Source organism: Mesorhizobium sp. P170090 (assembly GCF_057786115.1).
The window spans coordinates 2,799,718-2,818,858 of sequence record NZ_JBYNWH010000001.1 but is presented as its reverse complement, the minus strand read 5'-3'; the positions used below and the strand labels follow the sequence as shown (position 1 = coordinate 2,818,858).

At 61.4% G+C, this 19,141-nt stretch carries 16 protein-coding genes; 6 read left to right on the top strand and 10 right to left on the bottom strand.

The annotated features are described in order from the left end of the window. Positions 1 to 10 precede the first annotated feature (10 nt). A complete protein-coding gene (locus AC3EML_RS13315; RefSeq protein ID WP_081725578.1) occupies positions 11 to 988 on the bottom strand; it encodes a sugar ABC transporter substrate-binding protein in 978 nt (325 codons plus the stop codon). A gap of 264 nt (positions 989 to 1,252) precedes the next feature. On the opposite strand from AC3EML_RS13315, the gene AC3EML_RS13310 reads away from it, so the two are divergent. The 4 genes from AC3EML_RS13310 to AC3EML_RS13295 all read left to right on the top strand — a co-directional run bounded on the left by AC3EML_RS13310 (position 1,253) and on the right by AC3EML_RS13295 (position 5,285). Beyond that, entirely contained in the window at positions 1,253 to 2,479 is a 1,227-nt protein-coding gene (locus AC3EML_RS13310) for an ROK family transcriptional regulator (RefSeq protein ID WP_023702241.1), read from the top strand. After that, complete coding sequence (locus tag AC3EML_RS13305) at positions 2,480 to 2,926, top strand: RbsD/FucU family protein (protein WP_023684581.1); 447 nt, start codon at positions 2,480 to 2,482, stop codon at positions 2,924 to 2,926. Continuing rightward, the gene (locus tag AC3EML_RS13300; protein ID WP_023684582.1) at positions 2,923 to 3,846 is read left to right on the top strand and encodes a carbohydrate kinase family protein; all 924 of its coding nucleotides are present in this window, start codon (positions 2,923 to 2,925) and stop codon (positions 3,844 to 3,846) included. Before AC3EML_RS13305 ends, AC3EML_RS13300 begins: the two co-directional genes overlap by 4 nt. A gap of 296 nt (positions 3,847 to 4,142) precedes the next feature. After that, a complete protein-coding gene (locus AC3EML_RS13295) occupies positions 4,143 to 5,285 on the top strand; it encodes a DegT/DnrJ/EryC1/StrS family aminotransferase (RefSeq protein ID WP_352512846.1) in 1,143 nt (380 codons plus the stop codon). Between the two features lies 1 nt (position 5,286). On the opposite strand, the gene cysQ is transcribed toward AC3EML_RS13295, so the two are convergent. The 3 genes from cysQ to cysD are packed head-to-tail and all read right to left on the bottom strand — an operon-like array spanning position 5,287 to position 8,931. Beyond that, the gene (cysQ, locus tag AC3EML_RS13290; RefSeq protein ID WP_352459697.1) at positions 5,287 to 6,075 is read right to left on the bottom strand and encodes a 3'(2'),5'-bisphosphate nucleotidase CysQ; all 789 of its coding nucleotides are present in this window, start codon (positions 6,073 to 6,075) and stop codon (positions 5,287 to 5,289) included. Between the two features lie 10 nt (positions 6,076 to 6,085). Further along, positions 6,086 to 8,023 carry a sulfate adenylyltransferase subunit CysN gene (gene cysN, locus AC3EML_RS13285; RefSeq protein WP_023670718.1) on the bottom strand — a complete coding sequence of 646 codons (1,938 nt, stop codon included), beginning with the start codon at positions 8,021 to 8,023 and terminating at the stop codon, positions 6,086 to 6,088. Positions 8,024 to 8,025: 2 nt separating this feature from the next. Continuing rightward, positions 8,026 to 8,931, bottom strand: coding sequence for a sulfate adenylyltransferase subunit CysD (gene cysD / locus AC3EML_RS13280; RefSeq protein WP_023670717.1), 906 nt, complete (start codon positions 8,929 to 8,931; stop codon positions 8,026 to 8,028). Positions 8,932 to 9,345: 414 nt separating this feature from the next. On the opposite strand from cysD, the gene AC3EML_RS13275 reads away from it, so the two are divergent. Together AC3EML_RS13275 and AC3EML_RS13270 are read left to right on the top strand one after the other, a co-directional pair. Then, the gene (locus tag AC3EML_RS13275; RefSeq protein ID WP_031198404.1) at positions 9,346 to 10,638 is read left to right on the top strand and encodes an O-antigen ligase family protein; all 1,293 of its coding nucleotides are present in this window, start codon (positions 9,346 to 9,348) and stop codon (positions 10,636 to 10,638) included. Beyond that, positions 10,635 to 11,570 carry an NAD-dependent epimerase/dehydratase family protein gene (locus tag AC3EML_RS13270; protein ID WP_023670715.1) on the top strand — a complete coding sequence of 312 codons (936 nt, stop codon included), beginning with the start codon at positions 10,635 to 10,637 and terminating at the stop codon, positions 11,568 to 11,570. Before AC3EML_RS13275 ends, AC3EML_RS13270 begins: the two co-directional genes overlap by 4 nt. Here the strand turns inward: AC3EML_RS13270 and AC3EML_RS13265 are convergent. The 6 genes from AC3EML_RS13265 to AC3EML_RS13240 all read right to left on the bottom strand — a co-directional run bounded on the left by AC3EML_RS13265 (position 11,558) and on the right by AC3EML_RS13240 (position 19,090). Continuing rightward, positions 11,558 to 12,097 (bottom strand): sugar transferase, encoded by a 540-nt coding sequence (locus AC3EML_RS13265; protein ID WP_023684586.1) that lies wholly within the window; start codon positions 12,095 to 12,097, stop codon positions 11,558 to 11,560. The genes AC3EML_RS13270 and AC3EML_RS13265 overlap by 13 nt on opposite strands. Positions 12,098 to 12,114: 17 nt before the next feature. Beyond that, positions 12,115 to 13,047 (bottom strand): glycosyltransferase family 2 protein, encoded by a 933-nt coding sequence (locus tag AC3EML_RS13260; protein WP_023732070.1) that lies wholly within the window; start codon positions 13,045 to 13,047, stop codon positions 12,115 to 12,117. Between the two features lie 138 nt (positions 13,048 to 13,185). After that, positions 13,186 to 15,174 carry an SDR family NAD(P)-dependent oxidoreductase gene (locus tag AC3EML_RS13255; RefSeq protein ID WP_352521899.1) on the bottom strand — a complete coding sequence of 663 codons (1,989 nt, stop codon included), beginning with the start codon at positions 15,172 to 15,174 and terminating at the stop codon, positions 13,186 to 13,188. A 297-nt stretch (positions 15,175 to 15,471) separates the two neighbouring features. Further along, positions 15,472 to 16,788: a glycosyltransferase family 2 protein gene (locus tag AC3EML_RS13250; protein WP_352563479.1), complete on the bottom strand. Its 1,317-nt coding sequence runs from the start codon at positions 16,786 to 16,788 to the stop codon at positions 15,472 to 15,474. Between the two features lie 3 nt (positions 16,789 to 16,791). After that, positions 16,792 to 18,312, bottom strand: coding sequence for an ABC transporter ATP-binding protein (locus tag AC3EML_RS13245; protein ID WP_352521901.1), 1,521 nt, complete (start codon positions 18,310 to 18,312; stop codon positions 16,792 to 16,794). Beyond that, positions 18,302 to 19,090 (bottom strand): ABC transporter permease, encoded by a 789-nt coding sequence (locus AC3EML_RS13240; protein WP_352521902.1) that lies wholly within the window; start codon positions 19,088 to 19,090, stop codon positions 18,302 to 18,304. Before AC3EML_RS13240 ends, AC3EML_RS13245 begins: the two co-directional genes overlap by 11 nt. Between the last annotated feature and the right edge of the window lie 51 nt (positions 19,091 to 19,141).

Sequence of the window (19,141 nt, the reverse complement as noted above, 5' to 3'; positions counted from 1 at the left end):
CAGGCAGCCATCAGCCCCAGCACTTGGCGAGGCCTTCCTTGGTGTCGATCGACTTCACGCCATTGGCCGGCTTGTCGGTGACGAGGTTGACGCCGGTGTCGAAGAAGTTCTTGCCTTCGGTCGGCTTCGGCTTGGCGCCGTCCTTAGCGAAGGCGGCGATCGCCTCGATGCCGAGTGCCGCCATCTGCAGCGGGTATTGCTGCGAGGTGGCGCCAATGACGCCTTCGGTCACCGACTTCACGCCGGGGCAGCCGCCATCGACCGAGACGATCAGCACCTGGCTTTCGAGACCGACCGCCTTGAGCGCCTGGTAGGCGCCGACAGCGGCGGGCTCGTTGATGGTGTGGATGACGGTGATGGAGTTGTCCTTCTGCAGAAGGTTTTCCATCGCCTTGCGGCCGCCTTCTTCATTGCCGTTGGTGACGTCGTGGCCGACGATGCGGGCATCGTCCTCATCGCCGATCTTGTTGGGATCCTTCACGTCGATGCCGAAGCCCATCATGAAGCCCTGGTCGCGCAGCACATCCACGGTCGGCTGTGAGGGGGTCAGGTCGAGGAAACCGATCTTGGCGTCCTTGGCCTTGTCGCCGAGGGTCGCGGCTGCCCAGGCGCCGATCAGCTTGCCGGCTTCCAGATTGTCCGTCGCGAAGGTCGCGTCGGCGGCATCGATCGGGTCCAGCGGGGTATCGAGCGCGATCACCAGCAGGCCGGCGTCACGCGCCTTCTTCACCGTCGGCACGATGCCCTTGGTGTCGGACGCGGTGATCAGGATGCCCTTGGCGCCGTCGGCGATGCAGCTTTCGATCGCCGCCACCTGGCTCTCGCTGTCGCCGTCGATCTTGCCGGCATAGGTCTTGAGGTCGACGCCAAGTTCCTTGGCCTTGGCGGTCGCGCCCTCCTTCATCTTGACGAAGAAGGGGTTGGTGTCGGTCTTGGTGATCAGGCAGGCGCCGACGCCGGCGGCCGATGCTGTCGAAGCAAACGCCATCAGGCCGAGGCCCGCCGCGGCGAACACGGTGGACTTCAATAAAGCTTTGGTCACGATCTTCCTCCCATGGAACCATGCGGATGCCGCCAACCGGCATCTTGAGCGCATCCACTGAAGTTCTCCCAGTGTGGACGCGCCCTCAAATGACACCAGCGGGAGCCGCCTGTCAATAATTAAATCACTCTTATTTATTATTGACAGCTTTGCGCGGTTCACTCATTCTGCCGCAAAAGCAGTAAGAATAAACCAAGGGAAGGAACAAGGGTGGAGACCGGCATTGCGAGGCACGGTTCGCCCGAGGCGGCCGCCAGCCGTCTCCACCGTGGCACCAACCAGAGCGGCATGCGCGACCACAATGAGCGGCTGGTGCTGTCGTTGGTTCGCCAGCACGGCAGCTTGGCCAAATCAGACATTGCGCGCATGACCGGGCTTTCAGCGCAGACCGTCTCGGTCATCATGCGCGAACTGGAGGAAGACAGCCTGCTGCTGCGCCAGGCGCCGTTGCGCGGCAAGATCGGCCAGCCCTCCATCCCGATGGCGCTGAACCCCGAAGGCGCCTTCTTCATCGGCCTCAAGATCGGCCGCCGCAGCGCCGAACTGGTGCTGATCGATTTCCTCGGAACTGTGCGTTCCATGCTGCAGCACTCCTACCGCTATCCGGCGCCGCGCGAGACGGTTGAGTTCGTCACCGAAGGCATGAAGACGATGCGCGCCGAACTGACACCTGCGCAGGACAAGCGCATTGCCGGGCTCGGCATCGCCATGCCGTTCGAACTGTGGAACTGGGCCGACACCGCCGGCGCGCCGCGCGACATCATGGACGAATGGCGCCATCGCGACATCCGTGCCGACATCCAGGCGCAGTGCGAATTCCCGGTCTATCTGCAGAATGACGCCACCTCCGCCTGCGGCGCCGAACTGGTGTTCGGCCAGACCGGCGGGGCGCGCGACTTCGTCTATTTCTATATCGGCGCCTTTGCCGGCGGCGGCATCGTGCTCAACGGCCGGCTGTTCGGCGGGCCAACCGGAAATGCCGGGGCGCTGGGTTCGATGCCGGTGCCGGGGCCGGACGGCAAGCCGACGCAGCTCATCGACGTCGCCTCGATCGCCATGCTGGAAAAGGCGCTTAACGCACGCGGCGTCGAGGCTTCGCATCTGTGGACGTCGCCTGAGGATTGGGGCGAGATCGGTCACGAGCTCGACGACTGGATCGCCAATGCCGCTCAGGCGCTGGCCTATGCCATCGTATCGGCGTCCTCGGTGATCGATTTCGAGGCCGCGGTGATCGACGGCTGGATGCCGCTCGCTGTCCGGCGCCGGCTCGTCGATGCGATCAGGCAGGCGATCGGTACGATCGATGGCGAAGGGCTGAAGCTTCCGGTGGTGCGCGAAGGCACCGTCGGCATCCATGCCCGCGCGCTGGGCGGCGCCAGCCTGCCGCTGTCCGAACGCTTCCTCATCGGTTCGACCACGATTTCCAGGAGCATCTGAATGCTGATCGGTATTCCGTCGCTGCTCGGTCCGGAGCTTCTGGCGACATTGCGCGCCATGGGCCATGGCGACGAGATCGCGCTCGTCGACGGCAACTATCCGGCGGAAGAACAGGCAAACCGGCTGATCCGCGCCGACGGTCTTCACCTCATACCGGTGCTTGACGCCATTTTGAGCGTGCTGCCGGTGGACGACTTCGTGCCGGAAGCGCTGTTTCGTGCCTCGGTAAAAGGCGATCCCTCGGTCGCCGATCCGGTCCACCATGAAATCGAAACGATCTGCACCAGGCGCGCGCCGGGCCGCAAGGTGGTTGCGCTGGCGGGCGCCGACTTCTATGCACGCGTCCGGTCGGCATATGCGATCGTCGGGACCAGCGAACCCCGGCTCTACGCCAACATCATCATCCGCAAGGGCGTGATCTATCCGCCGGAGAACAAGAAATCATGATCCTCTGCTGCGGCGAAGCCCTGATCGACATGCTGCCGCGCACCACGACACAGGGCGAGCCGGCCTTTGCGCCCTATGTCGGCGGCGCGGTGTTCAACACGGCGATCGCGCTTGGCCGCCTCGGCGCGCCCGCCGGCTTCTTTTCCGGCCTGTCGTCGGATCTGTTCGGCGGCCAGTTCCGCGAGGCGCTCGGCGCAAGCAAGGTCAGCTCCACCTATGCGCACACCTCCCCTCGCCCGACCACGCTCGCCTTCGTGCGGCTCACCAACGGCCAGGCGACCTACACTTTCTACGACGAAAACACCGCCGGGCGCATGCTGACGACAGAGGATCTGCCGAAACTGGGCGCCGAGATCGAAGCCATGCTGTTTGGCGCCATCAGCCTGATTTCGGACCCGGCGGGTGCTGCCTACGAAGAATTCATGAAACGCGAGCACGAACGCCGCGTAATGATGCTCGACCCCAACATCCGGCCGAACTTCATCCCCGACAAAGCCAAGCACCTCCGGCGCATCCGCTCGATGATGGCGATGGCCGACATCGTGAAGCTATCGGATGAGGATCTGCACTGGTTCGGCGAGGCCGGCTCGCATGAGGACGTCATCCGCAACTGGCTGGATCGCGGCCCGAAGCTGATCGTCGTTACCCACGGCAGCGAAGGTGCCGTCGGCTACAGCAGGGAACACAAGGTCACGGTGATGCCGCATAAGGTGGAGGTGGTCGACACGGTCGGCGCCGGCGACACTTTCAATGCCGGCATTCTGGCCTCGCTGCACGAGCAAGGCCTGCTCACCAAGGCCGGGATCGGCGGCCTTTCGGAGGACGCCATCCGTCAGGCGCTGGCGCTCGGCGCCAAAGCGGCGGCGGTGACCGTGTCGCGGGCCGGCGCCAACCCGCCCTGGCGGCACGAAATCGCCTGATCCACGCTTAGTCCGCCGCCAGCCGCTGCAAGCAGCCGATCACTTTATGTTTCCGCGAGCCGGAAAGACGGACTGATCAGCCGGATTAATAGGCGGCGAAGCCCGGATTTCCGGCATCTTGCGGCAATGCAGGGAAAGCCTGAAGTAACAGGCTGCGACACCTAGACAACCCGTCCCGCGGCCGGTCCGGCTTTCTAGACCGGCCCAACTCTGGTACCAGCGGCCCGGTTAAGTTGTTGTTTCTGTGCGTGTCATTGTCCCCGGGGCAGCCCGCACCACACCGTTTTGAGGCCGACATGCAGTTCATCGATCTTGGCGCGCAGCGCGAACGTATCCGCGACCGGCTGAAGGCCGCGATCGACAATGTCGTCGAGGAAGGCCGCTATATCCTCGGACCGCAAGTCACCGAATTCGAAAACAAGCTCGCAGCCTATATCGGCACCAAGCATGTCGTGGCCTGCGCCAACGGCACCGACGCGCTGCTGTTGCCGCTGTTTGCCGCCGGTATCGGCCCCGGCGACGCGGTGTTCGTGCCGAGCTTCACCTTTGCCGCGACGGCGGAAGTGGTGGCGCTTGCCAAGGCCGAACCAGTGTTCGTCGATGTCGAGGCCGAGACCTATAACATCGACATAGCCAGCCTCGAGGCGGCGATCGCCATGATCAAGAAGGAAGGCCGGCTGAAGCCGAAGGCGATCATTCCCGTCGACTTATTTGGGCTTGCCGCCAACTACGAGGCGATCATGGCGATTGCCAGGCGCGAAGGGCTGCTGGTGATCGAGGATGCGGCGCAGTCGATCGGCGGTTCGGCCGACGGCACAATGTGCGGCGCCTTCGGCCATGTCGGCTCGACCAGCTTTTATCCGGCCAAGCCGCTGGGCTGCTACGGCGATGGCGGCGCGATGTTCACCAATGACGACGCGCTGGCCGACCAGCTGCGCTCGTTTGCGTTCCACGGTAAGGGCGAGACGCAGTATGACAATGTCCGCGTCGGCATCAATTCACGCCTCGACACGATCCAGGCGGCGATCCTGATCGAGAAACTCGCCATCCTCGAAGACGAGATGGTCGCCCGCCAGGTGGTGGCCAAGCGCTACGCCGAAGGTCTCGGCGACATCGTCAAGGCGTCACGCAATCTGGGCGGTGGCCGCTCGGCCTGGGCGCAATACGCCATCGAGACGCCGAAGCGCGAAGGGTTGAGGGCGCATCTCGGCGAAAAGGGCATCCCTTCGGTGATCTATTATGTGAAGCCGCTGCACGAGCAGGTCGCCTATCGCGACTATCCGCGCACGCCGACCGGGCTTGCGGTTTCGGAGGAACTGCCGAAGCGCATCCTGTGCCTGCCGATGCATCCCTATCTCAGCGAAGCCGACCAGGACCGCATCATCGAGACGATCCGCAACTACATTGGCTCGAACTCGGCGCATGTAGCGGCGGCGTAAGTTACGCCGCGTCCGCCGCCTTCCCGCTCGCAATAAAATGCGGGTTGGCGAAATCCTCGTCGTCGCTCTGTTTGCGCTTGCCATAGGTGAGCGGCTCGCCGTCCAGCGTGCGCGTCATGCCGCCGGCGGCGCGCAGTACGGCGTCGCCGGCCGCCGTGTCCCATTCCATGGTGCGGCCGAAGCGCGGATAGATGTCGGCTTCGGCTGCGGCGAGCAGGCAGAATTTCAGCGATGAGCCGACCGAGACGATCTCGGCGGCGCCGAGATCCTTGATGAAGGCTTCGGTCTCCGGGGTGTTGTGCGAGCGGCTGGCAACGACCGCCAGCGGCGTGACCGCCCTCCTGACCGAAATCCGCCGGCGGCCGACGATACGGAAGTCGCCATCGACCTCGATTGCTTCGGCCCAGCCCGGCCGTCCAGAGAAGAACCGCCCGCTGCACGGTGCGAAGACGACGCCGATCTCCGGCACGCCGTGCCGGACAAGCGCGATGTTGACGGTGAAATCGGTCCGGCGGTTGACGAATTCCTTCGTTCCATCGAGCGGATCGATCAGGAAGAAGGCGCCATCCAGATCGGGCGGCACAATGCCTTCGGCGACCTCTTCCTCGGCCACGCAGGGAACATCGGGATAGGCCGCACGCAGGCCGGCGAGGATGATCGTCTCGCTCTCGCGGTCGGCTTCCGTGACCGGCGAGGAGTCCGACTTGCTGTCGACCGCGCAGCCGGCCTTGAAGACCCGCATCACCTCGCGTCCGGCTTCGAGCGCCAGGCGCTCGAACACGTCGAGCATCACTTCGTCGTCAGATGCCGCCGCCGCTGTCATATTGGTCTTCGGCAATGTCGCGCTCATTCAGCCAGTGTTCCAGAGCCTCTACCATCTCCTCGGCCGTCTTGCCGAGTGTCTTGAGATGGATTTCGGGATTTTCGGGAGCTTCATACGGGGAATCGACGCCGGTGAAGTTCTTGATCTCGCCATTCAGCGCCCGTGCGTAAAGGCCTTTCGGGTCGCGTCGGGCGCATTCCTCGAACGGCGTATCGACGAACACTTCGACGAACTCGCCGTCGGCCATCAACTCCCTGGCCATGCGCCGCTCGGCGCTGAAGGGGGAAATGAAGGAGACGATGACGATCAGCCCGGCATCGGCCATCAGCTTTGCCACTTCGGCGACACGGCGGATGTTTTCGACCCGATCGGCGTCGGTGAAGCCGAGATCGCGGTTGAGGCCGTGGCGGACATTGTCGCCGTCGAGAATGTAGGTGTGACGCCCCGAAGCGAACAGCTTCTTCTCAAGCAGATTGGCGATGGTCGACTTGCCCGAGCCGGAAAGACCGGTGAACCAGAATACGGCGGGGCGCTGGCTCTTGAGGTCGGAGCGGCCGCGCTTGCCGACATCGAGCGACTGCCAATGGATGTTTTCGGCGCGGCGCAAGGAATGCAGGATCATGCCGGCGCCGACCGTGGCATTGGTGATGCGGTCGATCAGGATGAAGGCGCCGGTATCGCGGTTGTCGGCGAAGGTGTCGAAGGCGATCGGCGCCCGGGTCGAGATATTGCAGATGCCGACTTCGTTCATCTCGAGCGACTTCGCCGCCTCGCGAGCGAAGTCGTTGACGTTGACGCGGTATTTCAGGTCGGTGACGGTGGCGCTGGTCTGGTCGGTCTCGGTGCGCAGTATATAGGAGCGTCCCGGCAGCAGCGCTGCCTCGTCGAACCAGACGATGTTGGCGGCGAACTGGTCGGCGACCTGCGGCCGTGCCGCCGGCGACACCAGCATGTTGCCTCTGGAGACCTCGACCTCGTCATCGAGCACAAGGGTGATGGCCTGGCCGGCCACCGCCTGGGCAAGATCGCCGCCTTGCGCGACGATGCGCTTGACCCGCGAGGCCTTGCCGGATTTGGCGACCACCACCTCGTCGCCCTGCGCGACGGAGCCGGACGCGATGGTGCCGGCAAAGCCGCGGAAGTCGAGATTGGGCCGGTTGACATACTGCACCGGAAACCGGAACGGCAGTTCGACCGCGGCCTCGTCGACCGATATGGTTTCGAGATGCTCGATCAGCGACGGGCCGGAATACCACGCCGTCTTGCCGGAGCGGCTGGTGACATTGTCCCCATAGCGGGCCGACATCGGGATCGGCACGATCGTCTGGAAGCCGAGCTCGTGCGAGAACTGCCGGTAATCCTCGACGATACGGTCGAACACCGCCTGGTCGAAATCGACGAGGTCGATCTTGTTGACGGCAAGCACGATATGGCGGATGCCGAGCAGCGAAGCGATGATCGAGTGGCGCCGGGTCTGGCGCAGCACACCCTGGCGCGCATCGATCAGCACGATGGCGAGATCGGCAGTCGATGCGCCGGTCGCCATGTTGCGGGTGTACTGTTCATGGCCGGGGGTGTCGGCGACGATGAACTTGCGCTTGGGCGTGGCGAAGAAGCGGTAGGCGACGTCGATGGTGATGCCTTGCTCGCGCTCGGCCTCGAGGCCGTCGACCAGAAGCGCGAAGTCGATGTCGTCGCCAGTGGTGCCGTGCTTGCGGGAATCGCGCTCGAGTGCGGCGAGCTGGTCCTCGAAGATCTGCTTTGTGTCGGACAGAAGACGGCCGATCAGCGTCGACTTGCCGTCGTCGACCGAGCCGCAGGTGAGGAAGCGCAGCAGCGACTTCTTCTCCTGCGCCGCCATGTATTCGCGCACGCCGTCGGTGGGAGCGAGGCTCTTGGCCAGGATATGGCGCATGCTCAGAAATATCCCTCGCGCTTCTTCTTTTCCATCGAGCCGGCTTCATCGCGGTCGATGAGGCGGCCCTGGCGCTCGGAGGTGCGCGCCGTCAGCATCTCGCCGACGATGGCTTCGAGCGTGTCCGCGTCGGATTCGATGGCGCCGGTCAGCGGATAACAGCCGAGCGTGCGGAAACGCACCAGACGGTTCTCCATCGTCTCACCGGGGCGCAATTGCATGCGATCGTCATCCTTCATGATCAGCATGCCGTCGCGTTCGACCACCGGCCGCTCCTTGGCGAAATAGAGCGGCACGATCGGGATGTTTTCCTGCAGAATGTACTGCCAGATATCGAGCTCGGTCCAGTTCGACAGCGGAAACACGCGGATCGATTCGCCCGGCGCGATGCGGGTGTTGAAGATCTTCCACATCTCCGGCCGCTGGTTCTTCGGGTCCCAGACATGCTGGGCGTTGCGGAAGGAAAAGATGCGCTCCTTGGCGCGCGACTTCTCCTCGTCGCGCCGAGCCCCGCCGAAGGCAGCGTCAAAGCCGTATTTGTCGAGCGCCTGGCGCAACGCCACCGTCTTCATGACATGGGTGTGGGTGTTCGAGCCATGGTCAAAGGGGTTGATACCGTCGCGCACGCCGTCTTCATTGACGTGGACCAGCAGGTCGAAGCCGAGCTTCTGCGCCATCTGGTCGCGAAAGGCGATCATCTCGCGGAACTTCCAGGTGGTGTCGACATGCAGGAAGGGGAAAGGCGGCTTGGCCGGATAGAAGGCCTTCATCGCCAGATGCATCAGCACGGAGGAATCCTTGCCGACGGAATAGAGCATCACCGGCTTGGAGAAGGAGGCGGCAACCTCACGGAAGATGTGGATGGACTCGGCCTCGAGCCGCTGCAGGTGCGTAAGCGCGATGTTCATGGACTGTGAGCGTTCTCTCGTGCAATCCAGACCTTGCATCAGATGGATCGGGCGTCCTTTTCAGCCGCCCGGTTCAAGCTTCACTGCTGGACACTATCGGTTCGTGCCGGCGTTCTAGCAGATCGCCACCTGATATAACAACGCTGGAAAGGCCGGCGGCCACACCGATCGGCAACGAATTTTCCATGAAAAGCCTAGAATCCGAAAATTCCTGCCCGACGGAGCGATAGCATTCAAAGGCCGGGAAAAATCTTCCCTGGACCGAAAGAAACGCCGGCCGGACCTCGTCGCACTTTCGAAAACCGCACCCAGCCGCTATACCGGCTCCTGAACCTGCGCCGGGCGGCATGCCGCAAATGCCGCCGCCAAACATTGTCCGTCGCCACGCGACCCAGCGCATTGTGAACCAGAGCATTGACCCCGATCTCCGCCATCAAGCAGCACGTTTCGCCGTCACGGATCAACGTCACCTTCTCCATTTTGTGCTTCTTTTTCCCGCCGGTACTGGGATCGGCGGTCAGCTTTTTGTTCAATGGCGGCGGCCTGTGGTCGGTGCTTCTGCTTGCGCTGAAAAGACGGCGTTTCAACATCGACCGGCCGATGACCGCGATGACGGTGGCCATCTATGCCTATTGCGCAGCCAGCGTGCTCGCCTCCATCGTCAACAATTCGATCGCCAGGGATGCGCCGCATCTGGCAGGGCTGATCACCTTCCTGTTTTTCCCTGTCTCATACGCGACCTGGAGCATTACCGAGAAAACCACGCTGACGCGCATCGTCGTGCTGGCGAGCGCCGCCGCCTGTTTTGGCGCCCTGCTGCTGGCGGTCGTGCAATATCACGGGCTGGGCATACGGGCCGAAGGCGGCGCCGGCAATCCGATCGTGTTCGCGACCGTCGCCTGCCTCAGCATGATGATGTGCCTGGCAGGCGCCTTATCGGGTGTCGAAAAGAACAGGGCGTTGCTGGCCTGCGCGACACTGGCCGGCGCGGTCGACATTGTCTATTCGGGGTCGCGGATCATCTGGCTGGCGATGCTGGTGGCCGGCATCGCGGTCCTGCTGATCAACCGTCGCAAGCTCAACAACAGAAACGCCATTCGGCTTTTGCTGATTGCGGGCGCGATCGGCATCGTCATCGCGGTCATTGGTCTCCCCATCATTTCCGAGCGCGCGGCCTTCCTGTTCAGCGACTGGGATGCGCTCGCCACGAAGGGCGACCACACGACCGCGCTCGGCTTGCGCGCAGCACTTTGGCAGATTGGGCTGAGCGCCTTCCACGACATGCCGATTTTCGGTCACGGCATTGCTGCAAGCCGTGAGCTGATAAAGGATGGATTCCACAATCAGTTCCACATGCCGTCCACGGGCTTCAGCCATTTTCACAATGGCTTCCTGACTGCATTGGTGGAGGCCGGGCTGCTTGGAGCCGTAACGCTCGCGGCTGTGTTCTTCGTTGCCGCGAGAAACGCGGCCATCGTGCTGCGCACCAGCACGGACGCGATCGAGCGGTTCGGCGCCACGATGATTGTCGTCACTGCGATCACCTACCTCATCGGCGGCCTGACCGGCATTCTGGTCGGCCACGACATCCTCGATGCCACACTGATGGTGTTCCTGGTGTCCGGGACATATCTTGCATCGGGCCGGCAACAAATGCTGCCGGAACAACAGGCACCGGCCCCGGCGCCCCAGGCAAGCCGGCCGTGAAAGTGCTGGTCACAGGCGCGACGGGTTTCATCGGCAGGCAGGTCGTCAACCAGCTGCGCGAAGCCGGGTTCGGGGTGCGCATGGCATCGCGCCACCCGGAACGGCTCGATCCCGTGAGCGATGCGGTTTTGTTGCCGGACTTCGACGCACCGGCTCAGGCATACCAGGCGCTGATGCGAGATATCACCCATGTCGTCCACTGTGCGGCGCTCAACAATGACCGCAAGGCGAGCGAAGCCGACTTCATGGCAGCCAACGCGACACTGACCGCGCAGCTGGCGCGCGCGGCCGCCTCGCGGACAAGCGGGCGCTTCATCTATCTGTCGTCGATCCGGGCAGTAGCCGGTCCCGGTTTCAGCGGAACGATCAGCGAGGCGACGCTCCCTGCCCCGCAATGCGCCTACGGGCGCTCGAAACGCGAAGGCGAGATCAAGACACTGGAAGCCTATGCGTCCAGGCCCTCCGATGCCACGGCGCTGCGCCTGCCGCCGGTCTATGGCGAAGGCATGAAGGGAAACCTGCGTGGAATGATGCGGGCTGCCGCCATTGCCTTACCATTGCCCTTAGGCGCTTTCACCGCAGTTCGTTCGCTGATATCGCGCGACGCGGTGGCTGGCGCCGTGGCGCATCTTTTGACTCGTCCCACGCCACCGCGCCCGACCTATGTCCTGGGCGATGCTTCCCCCGTTGCGATGTTCGAAATCTTGACTGCATTCAGGCACGGATACGACGTTCCGACCCGGCTCGTTCCTGTGCCGGCCTGGCCATTCAGGCTGTTCGCCACACTGCTTGGCAGAAAAGCAGCGTACGACGCTTCCATGGCGACACAGATTTGCGACCCGTCACTGCTGATCTCGGAAGGCTGGATGCCGGAAACCGACACGCTCGGCCGGATTGAGGAACTTGCACGACAGGCCCGTCAGGTCCGGTAGATTGTGCCAAGCAGGATTTTGACGTCGAGTCCGATCGAGGCTCCCCTGAGATATTCGGCATCGGTTTCGGCGCAGAGTTTCGGATCCGACATGTCGATGCCTCTCATCTGCGCAAGCCCGGTAATGCCTGGAAGTGCGGCAAGCACACCCAATTGCCTGCGGCGGTCGACCAACTCGGTTTGCGTGGGCAGGCATGGACGCGGCCCGACCAGGCTCATCTCGCCCTTCAGCACGTTCCAGAGCTGCGGCAGCTCGTCGATCTTGAATTTTCGCAGCACCTTACCGGCGGCGGTGACGGAGTTTGCCGGCGCCTGATGCGAGGGCAGAGATGGCGTTCCCACAACCATCGTCCTCAACTTGTGGCAGCGAAACAGCACCCCGTGCTGGCCGACGCGAGTTTGGGAGAGGAGTGCCGGTCCGGGCGACGACAGCCTGATTGCCAGTATGGCAAGCAGGGTGACGGGCGAGGTCAGCGGCAACAGAACCGCCGCCGCGACGAGATCGAAAGCTCGCTTGGGTCCCCTCATGGCCATCTCAGCATGCTCTAGATCCGCCGCCAGATGAAGGCCACATAGAGCCCAAGCGTCCCAGCCAGCGTCTGCCGGTAGACGCCGCTTTTCCTGAGAAGGCGCAGGCGTCGCAAGATACCGCCCTTTCGCGCCCTGATGAACAGGCCGAGACAGGCGGCGGCATCCCTCGTGAGGATGTCGCGATTGACGGCCAGGCCGCTCAGATTGTGATCGGTCCAGACGGCGAACTCGCCCCTGAAGAGGCGCCCCAGCCGCGACAGCCTCGCCTTCCACGACACGTTGGCGCCGACCAGGTTTGCCTCATGCTGGCGGTAGCGCACCAGCGGTCGCGGGTCATAGCGGACAATGCCGCCGGCAGCCGTGACGATCAGATAGGTCCACCAGTCATGGCTGACGAACTCGGTCCTTGCCGATGCCTTTGCCAGCAACTTTCGCGCGGCGCGGTTGATCATCATCGTGTTGCCGCCGGCAATGCTTTGCACAAGCGCATTGCGAAATGCGGGTGGATGCTGGAACAGCGGCGAATACCCTTGCGCTGCTCCGGTTTCGGACATGGTCGCGGTTCTGGAGCAAAACAGCAGCGGCGTTCCGGCGTCGTGCCCTTGCATCCAGGCAATGGCGCTCTCCAGCCTGTCCGGCTCCCAGATGTCGTCCTGGTCGCAGAAGGCGTAGTAGTCGGCCTCGATGCGCGGATCGATGATCATCGCGCGGAAATTGGCGGCAAAGCCTTGGCGAGGACCATTCGACAGGGTCAACCGGCCCTTGGACCAGCGGCTCTGCCAGGCGCCGATAATGGCCGAAGTGCCGTCTGTCGAACCGTCGTCGGAAACCCAGAGGTCGACAACAGGATGCGATTGCGCAGCCAGCGACGCGAGCTGCTCGTCAAGGAAAGCCGCGCCATCTTTCGTGCCCAGCAGCACGGCCACGCGCTGATCTTGTCTGCTCACTGGTTCAAAATCATCTGCAAACGCCTGGGAACGGCCATCGGATCGGTTTCAATAGCCAATCCCGGTCGATCAGGACAGGCTCTTTGTTTTGACGCAATCCCGGACGGAAAACCGCTCCACACTTTTCTTGGAATTGCTCTAACCAGCTTGCCCGACTGTTTTCGCAACGGTTTCCCGGCGTGCCTCACTTGGAGGCTCTTCCGCCTGATAGAGGCCGGCCATGACGGCGAGCGCCGAGGCCTTGTCCTGATCGCGCATGGCCGCCTGCAGCAATGTCAGCGCCGCCTGGACCTTGGGCCATCCCACGACATCGGTCCTGAGGCCGAAGATCTTGGGGATATCCAGCGCGACGATCTCCTCATTGCCGCCATGCAGCACTTCGTGAAGCTTCTCGCCCGGCCTGATCCCGGTGAAACGGATCGGAATGTCGGTGTAGGGGCTTTTGCCGGCCATGCGGATCATGGTTTCAGCGACTTCGAGGATCGGCACCGGCTTGCCCATGTCGAGCATGTAGATGGCGTAGTCGTCCTTGCCCTGGCGCCGCTCGGCGTCGGCCGCCGACATGATGACGAGGTCGACGGCTTCGGCCACCGTCATGAAGTAGCGGGTCATGCGACGATCGGTGATGGTGACCGGACCGCCGGCCTCGATCTGCGCCTGGAAGATGGTGGCGACCGAGCCATTGGAGCCGAAGACATTGCCGAACCGCACGGCGATGAACTTGGTGCCGGAGCGACGGCCGCTAGGCCCGGTGGCATGCGTTTCGTGCAGCGAAGAGACGATCTGCTCGGCGGCGCGTTTCGTCATGCCGAGCACCGAGGTCGGATCGACCGCCTTGTCGCTGGAAATCAGCAGGAACTGCGGCACCCCGCATTTGGCGGCAACCTCGGCGCAGACGAGGGTGCCTAAAATGTTGGTCTGGATCGCCGATTCCCAATTTTCCTCGAGCAGCGGCACATGTTTGAGCGCGGCGGCATGGAAGATGATGTCGGGCTTGAAATCGCTGACGACGCGGGTGATCTGGCGCCGGTCTGTGACATCGACGATGCGGCTCTTGAGCCGGACATGGTCCTTTTCGTCAACCTGCTGGTCGAGCTGGAAAATACCGAACTCCGAGATATCGGCGACCAGAACCGCCTCGGCGCCAAGTTCCAGCGACCGCTTGACCAGGATGCGACCGATTGAGCCGGCGCCGCCGGTGACCAGGACGCGCTTGCCACCGATAAAGCCGCCGATCCGCTCCATATCGGAAGCAACTGTGGAGCGGCGCAGGATGGTTTCCATCTCGACAGCGTCGAGTACCAGCTTTCCGCCTTGGCCGAGCTCCGAAACGCCGGAGAACTGGACGACGGCGATACCGCTGTGACGGGCGACACGGACCAGTTCCGAATATTCCTCGATCTCGCGTTCGGTGCCATTGCCGAAAATCAGCATGTCGAGGCTTTTGGTGCCTCTTGCATATTCTTCGAGGACCTCGACCAGGCGGGGCCGCACGGCCACCACCGGAACGCCCTGTATCTGCGTGCCCAACGGCGCGCCGTTCTCGATGGCCATGATGCCGGCGATGGAATATTCGGCCGGCTCGGCCGTGCGTGTGAAGCGGATGATGACGTCTGCTTCGCCAAGCCTGCCGACGAACAGCGCTTGTTTGATCGCCGCATTGTTTGCGTTGCGGCTCAGGATTCGCCAGCTCGCCCCGTCGCGCAGGAACCGGTAATAGAGCCGAGGCGCCGATATGATGGTGAAGGAGACGAGGAAAAAGACGATGAACTGGCGCTCGTTGAGGCCGGTCACCGGCTGAAACGATCGAACCGCCAGCGAGACGACATAGAGCGTGACGGTCAGGATGGCGCAGCTCTTCAGGATGTTGAAGAAGTCCGGCGTGGAGGCGAAACGCCACACGGTGTTGTAGAGGCCGCAATAGCGAAACAGCATATGGCTGAGAAAAACAATACTTGCCCAGCACGCCAGGCCGGCCGTGGAGAGCGCGTCGAATGAAAGTCTCGACTGAGAAAGCCCCAGACTCAGCGCCACCGCGACCAGGACCATGACCAGATCCTGGATCATTATAATGGCGCGCCGCATCTTCGGCCGAAGTCCGGACACGACCTCTACATAGGATGTCATTGGGTAGTACTGAACTCCAGGCGCAAGGACATGGACACTAACGTGGTGCAAGAGCGACGGAAACCCGTCACCGATCACCTGTTTAGAGTGCCAATCCCCAGCCCCGCCGCTTTGTATCGCATAGCGTGGAGTTGCGGTTATCGCCAGATATTTTTTGTTTGGCCTCTTGGTTAAGGGACTGAGAGCAATCGAACGACGTTTTCGCCAGGTATCGCAAATGTCGAAAGGCTGGGATGAAGGGCACACCCCACCCTGATTCGGCGCGAAAGCGGGACAACCGACTGGAACGGTCGGGTGTCACAGCGACCGCATCATCAATCGAATAGACCGCGGCACAGGAAAGCTGACGGTGCTCCAGCCATCCGAAGCCGGCATCGCTGAAAACATTGAGCTCGCCGACTGGCTCGCGTCGATCAGAAGCATCCTTGAGCGGGCCACCGCTTCGAGGACAAATTCACGCTCGATCGAGAACAGCTCCTCGGGAATGTAGCCTGAAAGAATCAAGAGATCGTAATTCTCGATCAATTCATGAGACGCACACCTGACGTGACCGGAAAGAGAATGCTCCAAAATGCGGGACTGCAAACGCTCCAGCATCAAGGCCTCGGTCTCATAACACACGGCCTGCCCAAATCCATTGTCCTGCAACGCGCGGCCCGCGGCTACAGCAACGCTGCCCGGCCCGGCTCGCACGACTCCAACGTTGTGAGGCTTGATCAGCCTGCAGAGTGCGTAGACGAAATCCAGCGTCTCCAGATCGAGTGACCCGTCGCCAAAAGTCGACCAACACCTTGCTTTGCTCTCTTCGGCTCCCCCGTAGCTCTCAGGCTGCCCCACCCATCCAAATATCCGACTCTGGCGATTTGGCTTCGGTGTACGCTTATGCTCATCGATGCGCTTTTTGAGGCCTTCAAGTTTCAGCCAGTATTTCTCTTCGTAATTGGCGTGATAATATTCCCAATCTCTCTCAAATTCCTGTAAGGTATGTCCAACGTTGATGGAATAATATCTACTGCTCCAAGCTGAAAAATATCCACTGGACTTAATTTGCTCAGAAAGCTTACTGTCGTTCGGAAGTTTAACTGTGGAATTTCCTGGGATATTTTCAAAATATATATTTTCCCTCTTTAAAATATCCCTCCTTATTATACTCGACATTCCGGTGTTGCCATGCGCTAGATAAAGGCCTTCGCCATTCTGATAGGCATAGGTAGCCGGTTTTGTAACCCATACCTCGTCATCCAGCGGCGCCGGCGCGTGCAGGGCAAGCTGGCCCAACTCGGGAAAGGCGGAGAAGACCGCGTCGACATACTCCCGCCAGCCCGGCATCAGTTCCTTGTCGTTGGCTAGTATGAAAACCAAATCCGACTCTACCATTCGAAGCGCGTCGTTTATCCAGTCCGCCCCTCTGTTTTCGGGCGCAAGAAAGGGCTCTATCCTGTCATCGACAGATGCCCACTTCCTGATGATATCGACAGAGCCATCGCTACTGTTGTTGTCGATCACTATGCACTTTTCGAACTCGCCAGTCGTGCTCAACAGCGATTGCAGGCATCGATCCAACAGGTCCTGCCGGTTCCAATTGAGAACCACCACGCTTATCGAATGGCGCATCATTTACTCCGCAGCTTCAAAATTAATAGAAATCTGCGGGGACACGTCGATGATTCCCGTGGCCAGCAGATCAGGCTCCGCGGCCACGCGAAAAGCCGTCACATCTACCAACCTATGCATGACGATTTGCTCATCGCCAGGCGATCCGAAAAGCCCACAGCTGATGAAATAGACGCCAGGCAGGAATATGTTCGTGAACTCGTATGAAATCCTGGCCGTGGTATTTGTCTTTATAGACCTGGTAAGTAGACTTCTGGAAAAAATTGTCTGCGCGCCCCCTAGACCAATACCGCTTACAGTCCTAAACCATATGCCGAACCCGACATTCCTGGCATTTGTGGAAAAGTCGACGGTGTACTCATATTTATACCGTCTACCCATCTGCAACACATTTATTTCGTCGCCACCTATAGTCGTTATTTTAGAATCTCGGATGCGCGCACCACGTTCTTCCAACGCGACGGTCGACTGTGAACGAAGTCCCGGATCGAAGTAGTCACCGTGCAGGGCAGCCATTGCCGATTGATCGATTTGAGGATTGGCCTCGGAAGCGGCGCCTAGCGCGCCGGCCGTTGCCGCAGCCGTTGTCGACGCAGTCGCATTGGAAGGCCGGTGTTCAAATAAATCAGAGTGGGTCATGGCGGGAGGCGCCGGCACAGACGGGGCGCGAACCTCCGCACTATTCTGCTGCACAATATCCGCGCGGATTCGGGACACAGCCTCCGGGCTTGCATTCACCAGCCGCTGATACTGCCCGACCACCGCCTTAGGCCGACCCTCCAGGATTTTTTCGCCGCCGTCGATCAACATTGCTCGCGTACACAGCTGAACGATTGTCGGCGCTCCGTGGCTGACAAACAGAATGGTGCCACCCTTGTCCTTGATGTCCTCGATGCGGGCGAAGCATTTGCGCTGAAACGCCTCGTCGCCTACTGACAACGCTTCGTCCACCACCAGGATATCGGGGTCGACATTGATCGCGGTGGCAAAGGCCAGTCGCACATACATGCCTGACGAGTAGGTTTTTACTGGCTGATCTATGAAAGGCCCAATATCGGCGAAACGCGCAATGTCGTCGAAACGCCACTCCATCTCCTTGCGTGGCACACCGAGAATCGACGCGTTGAGAAAGACGTTTTCGCGGCCGGTGAACTCTGGATTGAAGCCGGCGCCAAGCTCAAGCAACGCGGCGATCCGGCCGTTGACCTCGACCGAACCCGCAGTCGGCTGCAACGTGCCGCAGATGATCTGCAACAGCGTCGACTTGCCGGAGCCGTTGCGGCCGATGATCCCAACAGTTTCGCCCCGGCCAACGTCAAAGGAAATGCCGGACAGAGCAGCAAAGTCGCGAAAGTACCGGCGCGGCGGCCGACCGACCAGACGCTCTAGCCGAGGCACGATCATCTGCTTGAAGCGATCTTCCGGCCGCTCGAACATGACATAGTGTTTCGACACATCACGCACTCGGATAGCAACATCAGAGATACGGCCAGCCTTCTTGGCGCCGAGCTTGTCAAAGGACATCGGCAAAGCCCCTGCGGGTCTTCTGGAAAAACTGATAGCCAAAAAACGCGACCACAATCGCGATGATCGAGTAGGAGCCCAGCGCGGTCCAATTTGGCTGCACACCGAAGAGAACTACGTTGCGGAAATCCTCGACGGGGATCGCGAGCGGGTTGAGTGAGAGCCAAGGCTGCAGCCAGGTCGGCAGCGACGACCTCTGGAAGAATACCGGCGACAGGAACATGGTCGCGGTTACGAGCGGGGCCACAATCTGGCTCATATCGCGAAAATAGACGCCGATCGATGCCAGCATCCAGGCAATGCCGAGCACCATGACAATCAGCGGCACCAAAACCACAGGCGCCAGAATCACCGTGAGCGGGATATAGCCAAAAACGACATAGGCGAAGACCAGCAGCACCAGAAGGCTGACGGCCGTATGAAACAATGCGGCGCCGGCTGAAACCACCGGCAGGATCTGGATCGGGAAAACGATCTTCTTGACGTAGTTGGCGTTGCCCACGATCAGCCCAGGCGCCAGCGAAACCACCTCCGAGAAGAACTGAAAGACGATCAATCCACAAAACAGGATGACGGCAAACTCACCAGTGGAATGGGTAGCGCTCGGCTGGTCAGGAACCGTCCAGCGCGATTTCAGAACCACACCGAACACGAACGTGTAAACGGCAAGCATGAGCAAAGGATTGAGCAGCGACCACAACAAGCCGAAAGCGGAACCCCGATAGCGGCCCGACACTTCACGACGGATCAGAGAAACGATAAGTTGGGTAATGTTCATGATGCCGTTTGAACCGTCTTCCCAGCCACAACGGCCAGATAGATCTGCCTG

Excerpts from the sequence above, each read along its gene's own strand:
- AC3EML_RS13315 (WP_081725578.1), bottom strand. The coding sequence starts at position 988 with ATGGCGTTTGCTTCGACAGCATCGGCCGCCGGCGTCGGCGCCTGCCTG.
- cysD (WP_023670717.1), bottom strand. The coding sequence starts at position 8,931 with ATGAACATCGCGCTTACGCACCTGCAGCGGCTCGAGGCCGAGTCCATC.
- cysN (WP_023670718.1), bottom strand. The coding sequence starts at position 8,023 with ATGCGCCATATCCTGGCCAAGAGCCTCGCTCCCACCGACGGCGTGCGC.
- AC3EML_RS13240 (WP_352521902.1), bottom strand. The coding sequence starts at position 19,090 with ATGAACATTACCCAACTTATCGTTTCTCTGATCCGTCGTGAAGTGTCG.
- AC3EML_RS13300 (WP_023684582.1), top strand. The coding sequence starts at position 2,923 with ATGATCCTCTGCTGCGGCGAAGCCCTGATCGACATGCTGCCGCGCACC.
- AC3EML_RS13305 (WP_023684581.1), top strand. The coding sequence starts at position 2,480 with ATGCTGATCGGTATTCCGTCGCTGCTCGGTCCGGAGCTTCTGGCGACA.
- AC3EML_RS13255 (WP_352521899.1), bottom strand. The coding sequence starts at position 15,174 with ATGACATCCTATGTAGAGGTCGTGTCCGGACTTCGGCCGAAGATGCGG.
- AC3EML_RS13250 (WP_352563479.1), bottom strand. The coding sequence starts at position 16,788 with ATGCGCCATTCGATAAGCGTGGTGGTTCTCAATTGGAACCGGCAGGAC.
- AC3EML_RS13295 (WP_352512846.1), top strand. The coding sequence starts at position 4,143 with ATGCAGTTCATCGATCTTGGCGCGCAGCGCGAACGTATCCGCGACCGG.
- AC3EML_RS13245 (WP_352521901.1), bottom strand. The coding sequence starts at position 18,312 with ATGTCCTTTGACAAGCTCGGCGCCAAGAAGGCTGGCCGTATCTCTGAT.
- cysQ (WP_352459697.1), bottom strand. The coding sequence starts at position 6,075 with ATGCTCGACGTGTTCGAGCGCCTGGCGCTCGAAGCCGGACGCGAGGTG.
- AC3EML_RS13265 (WP_023684586.1), bottom strand. The coding sequence starts at position 12,097 with ATGAGGGGACCCAAGCGAGCTTTCGATCTCGTCGCGGCGGCGGTTCTG.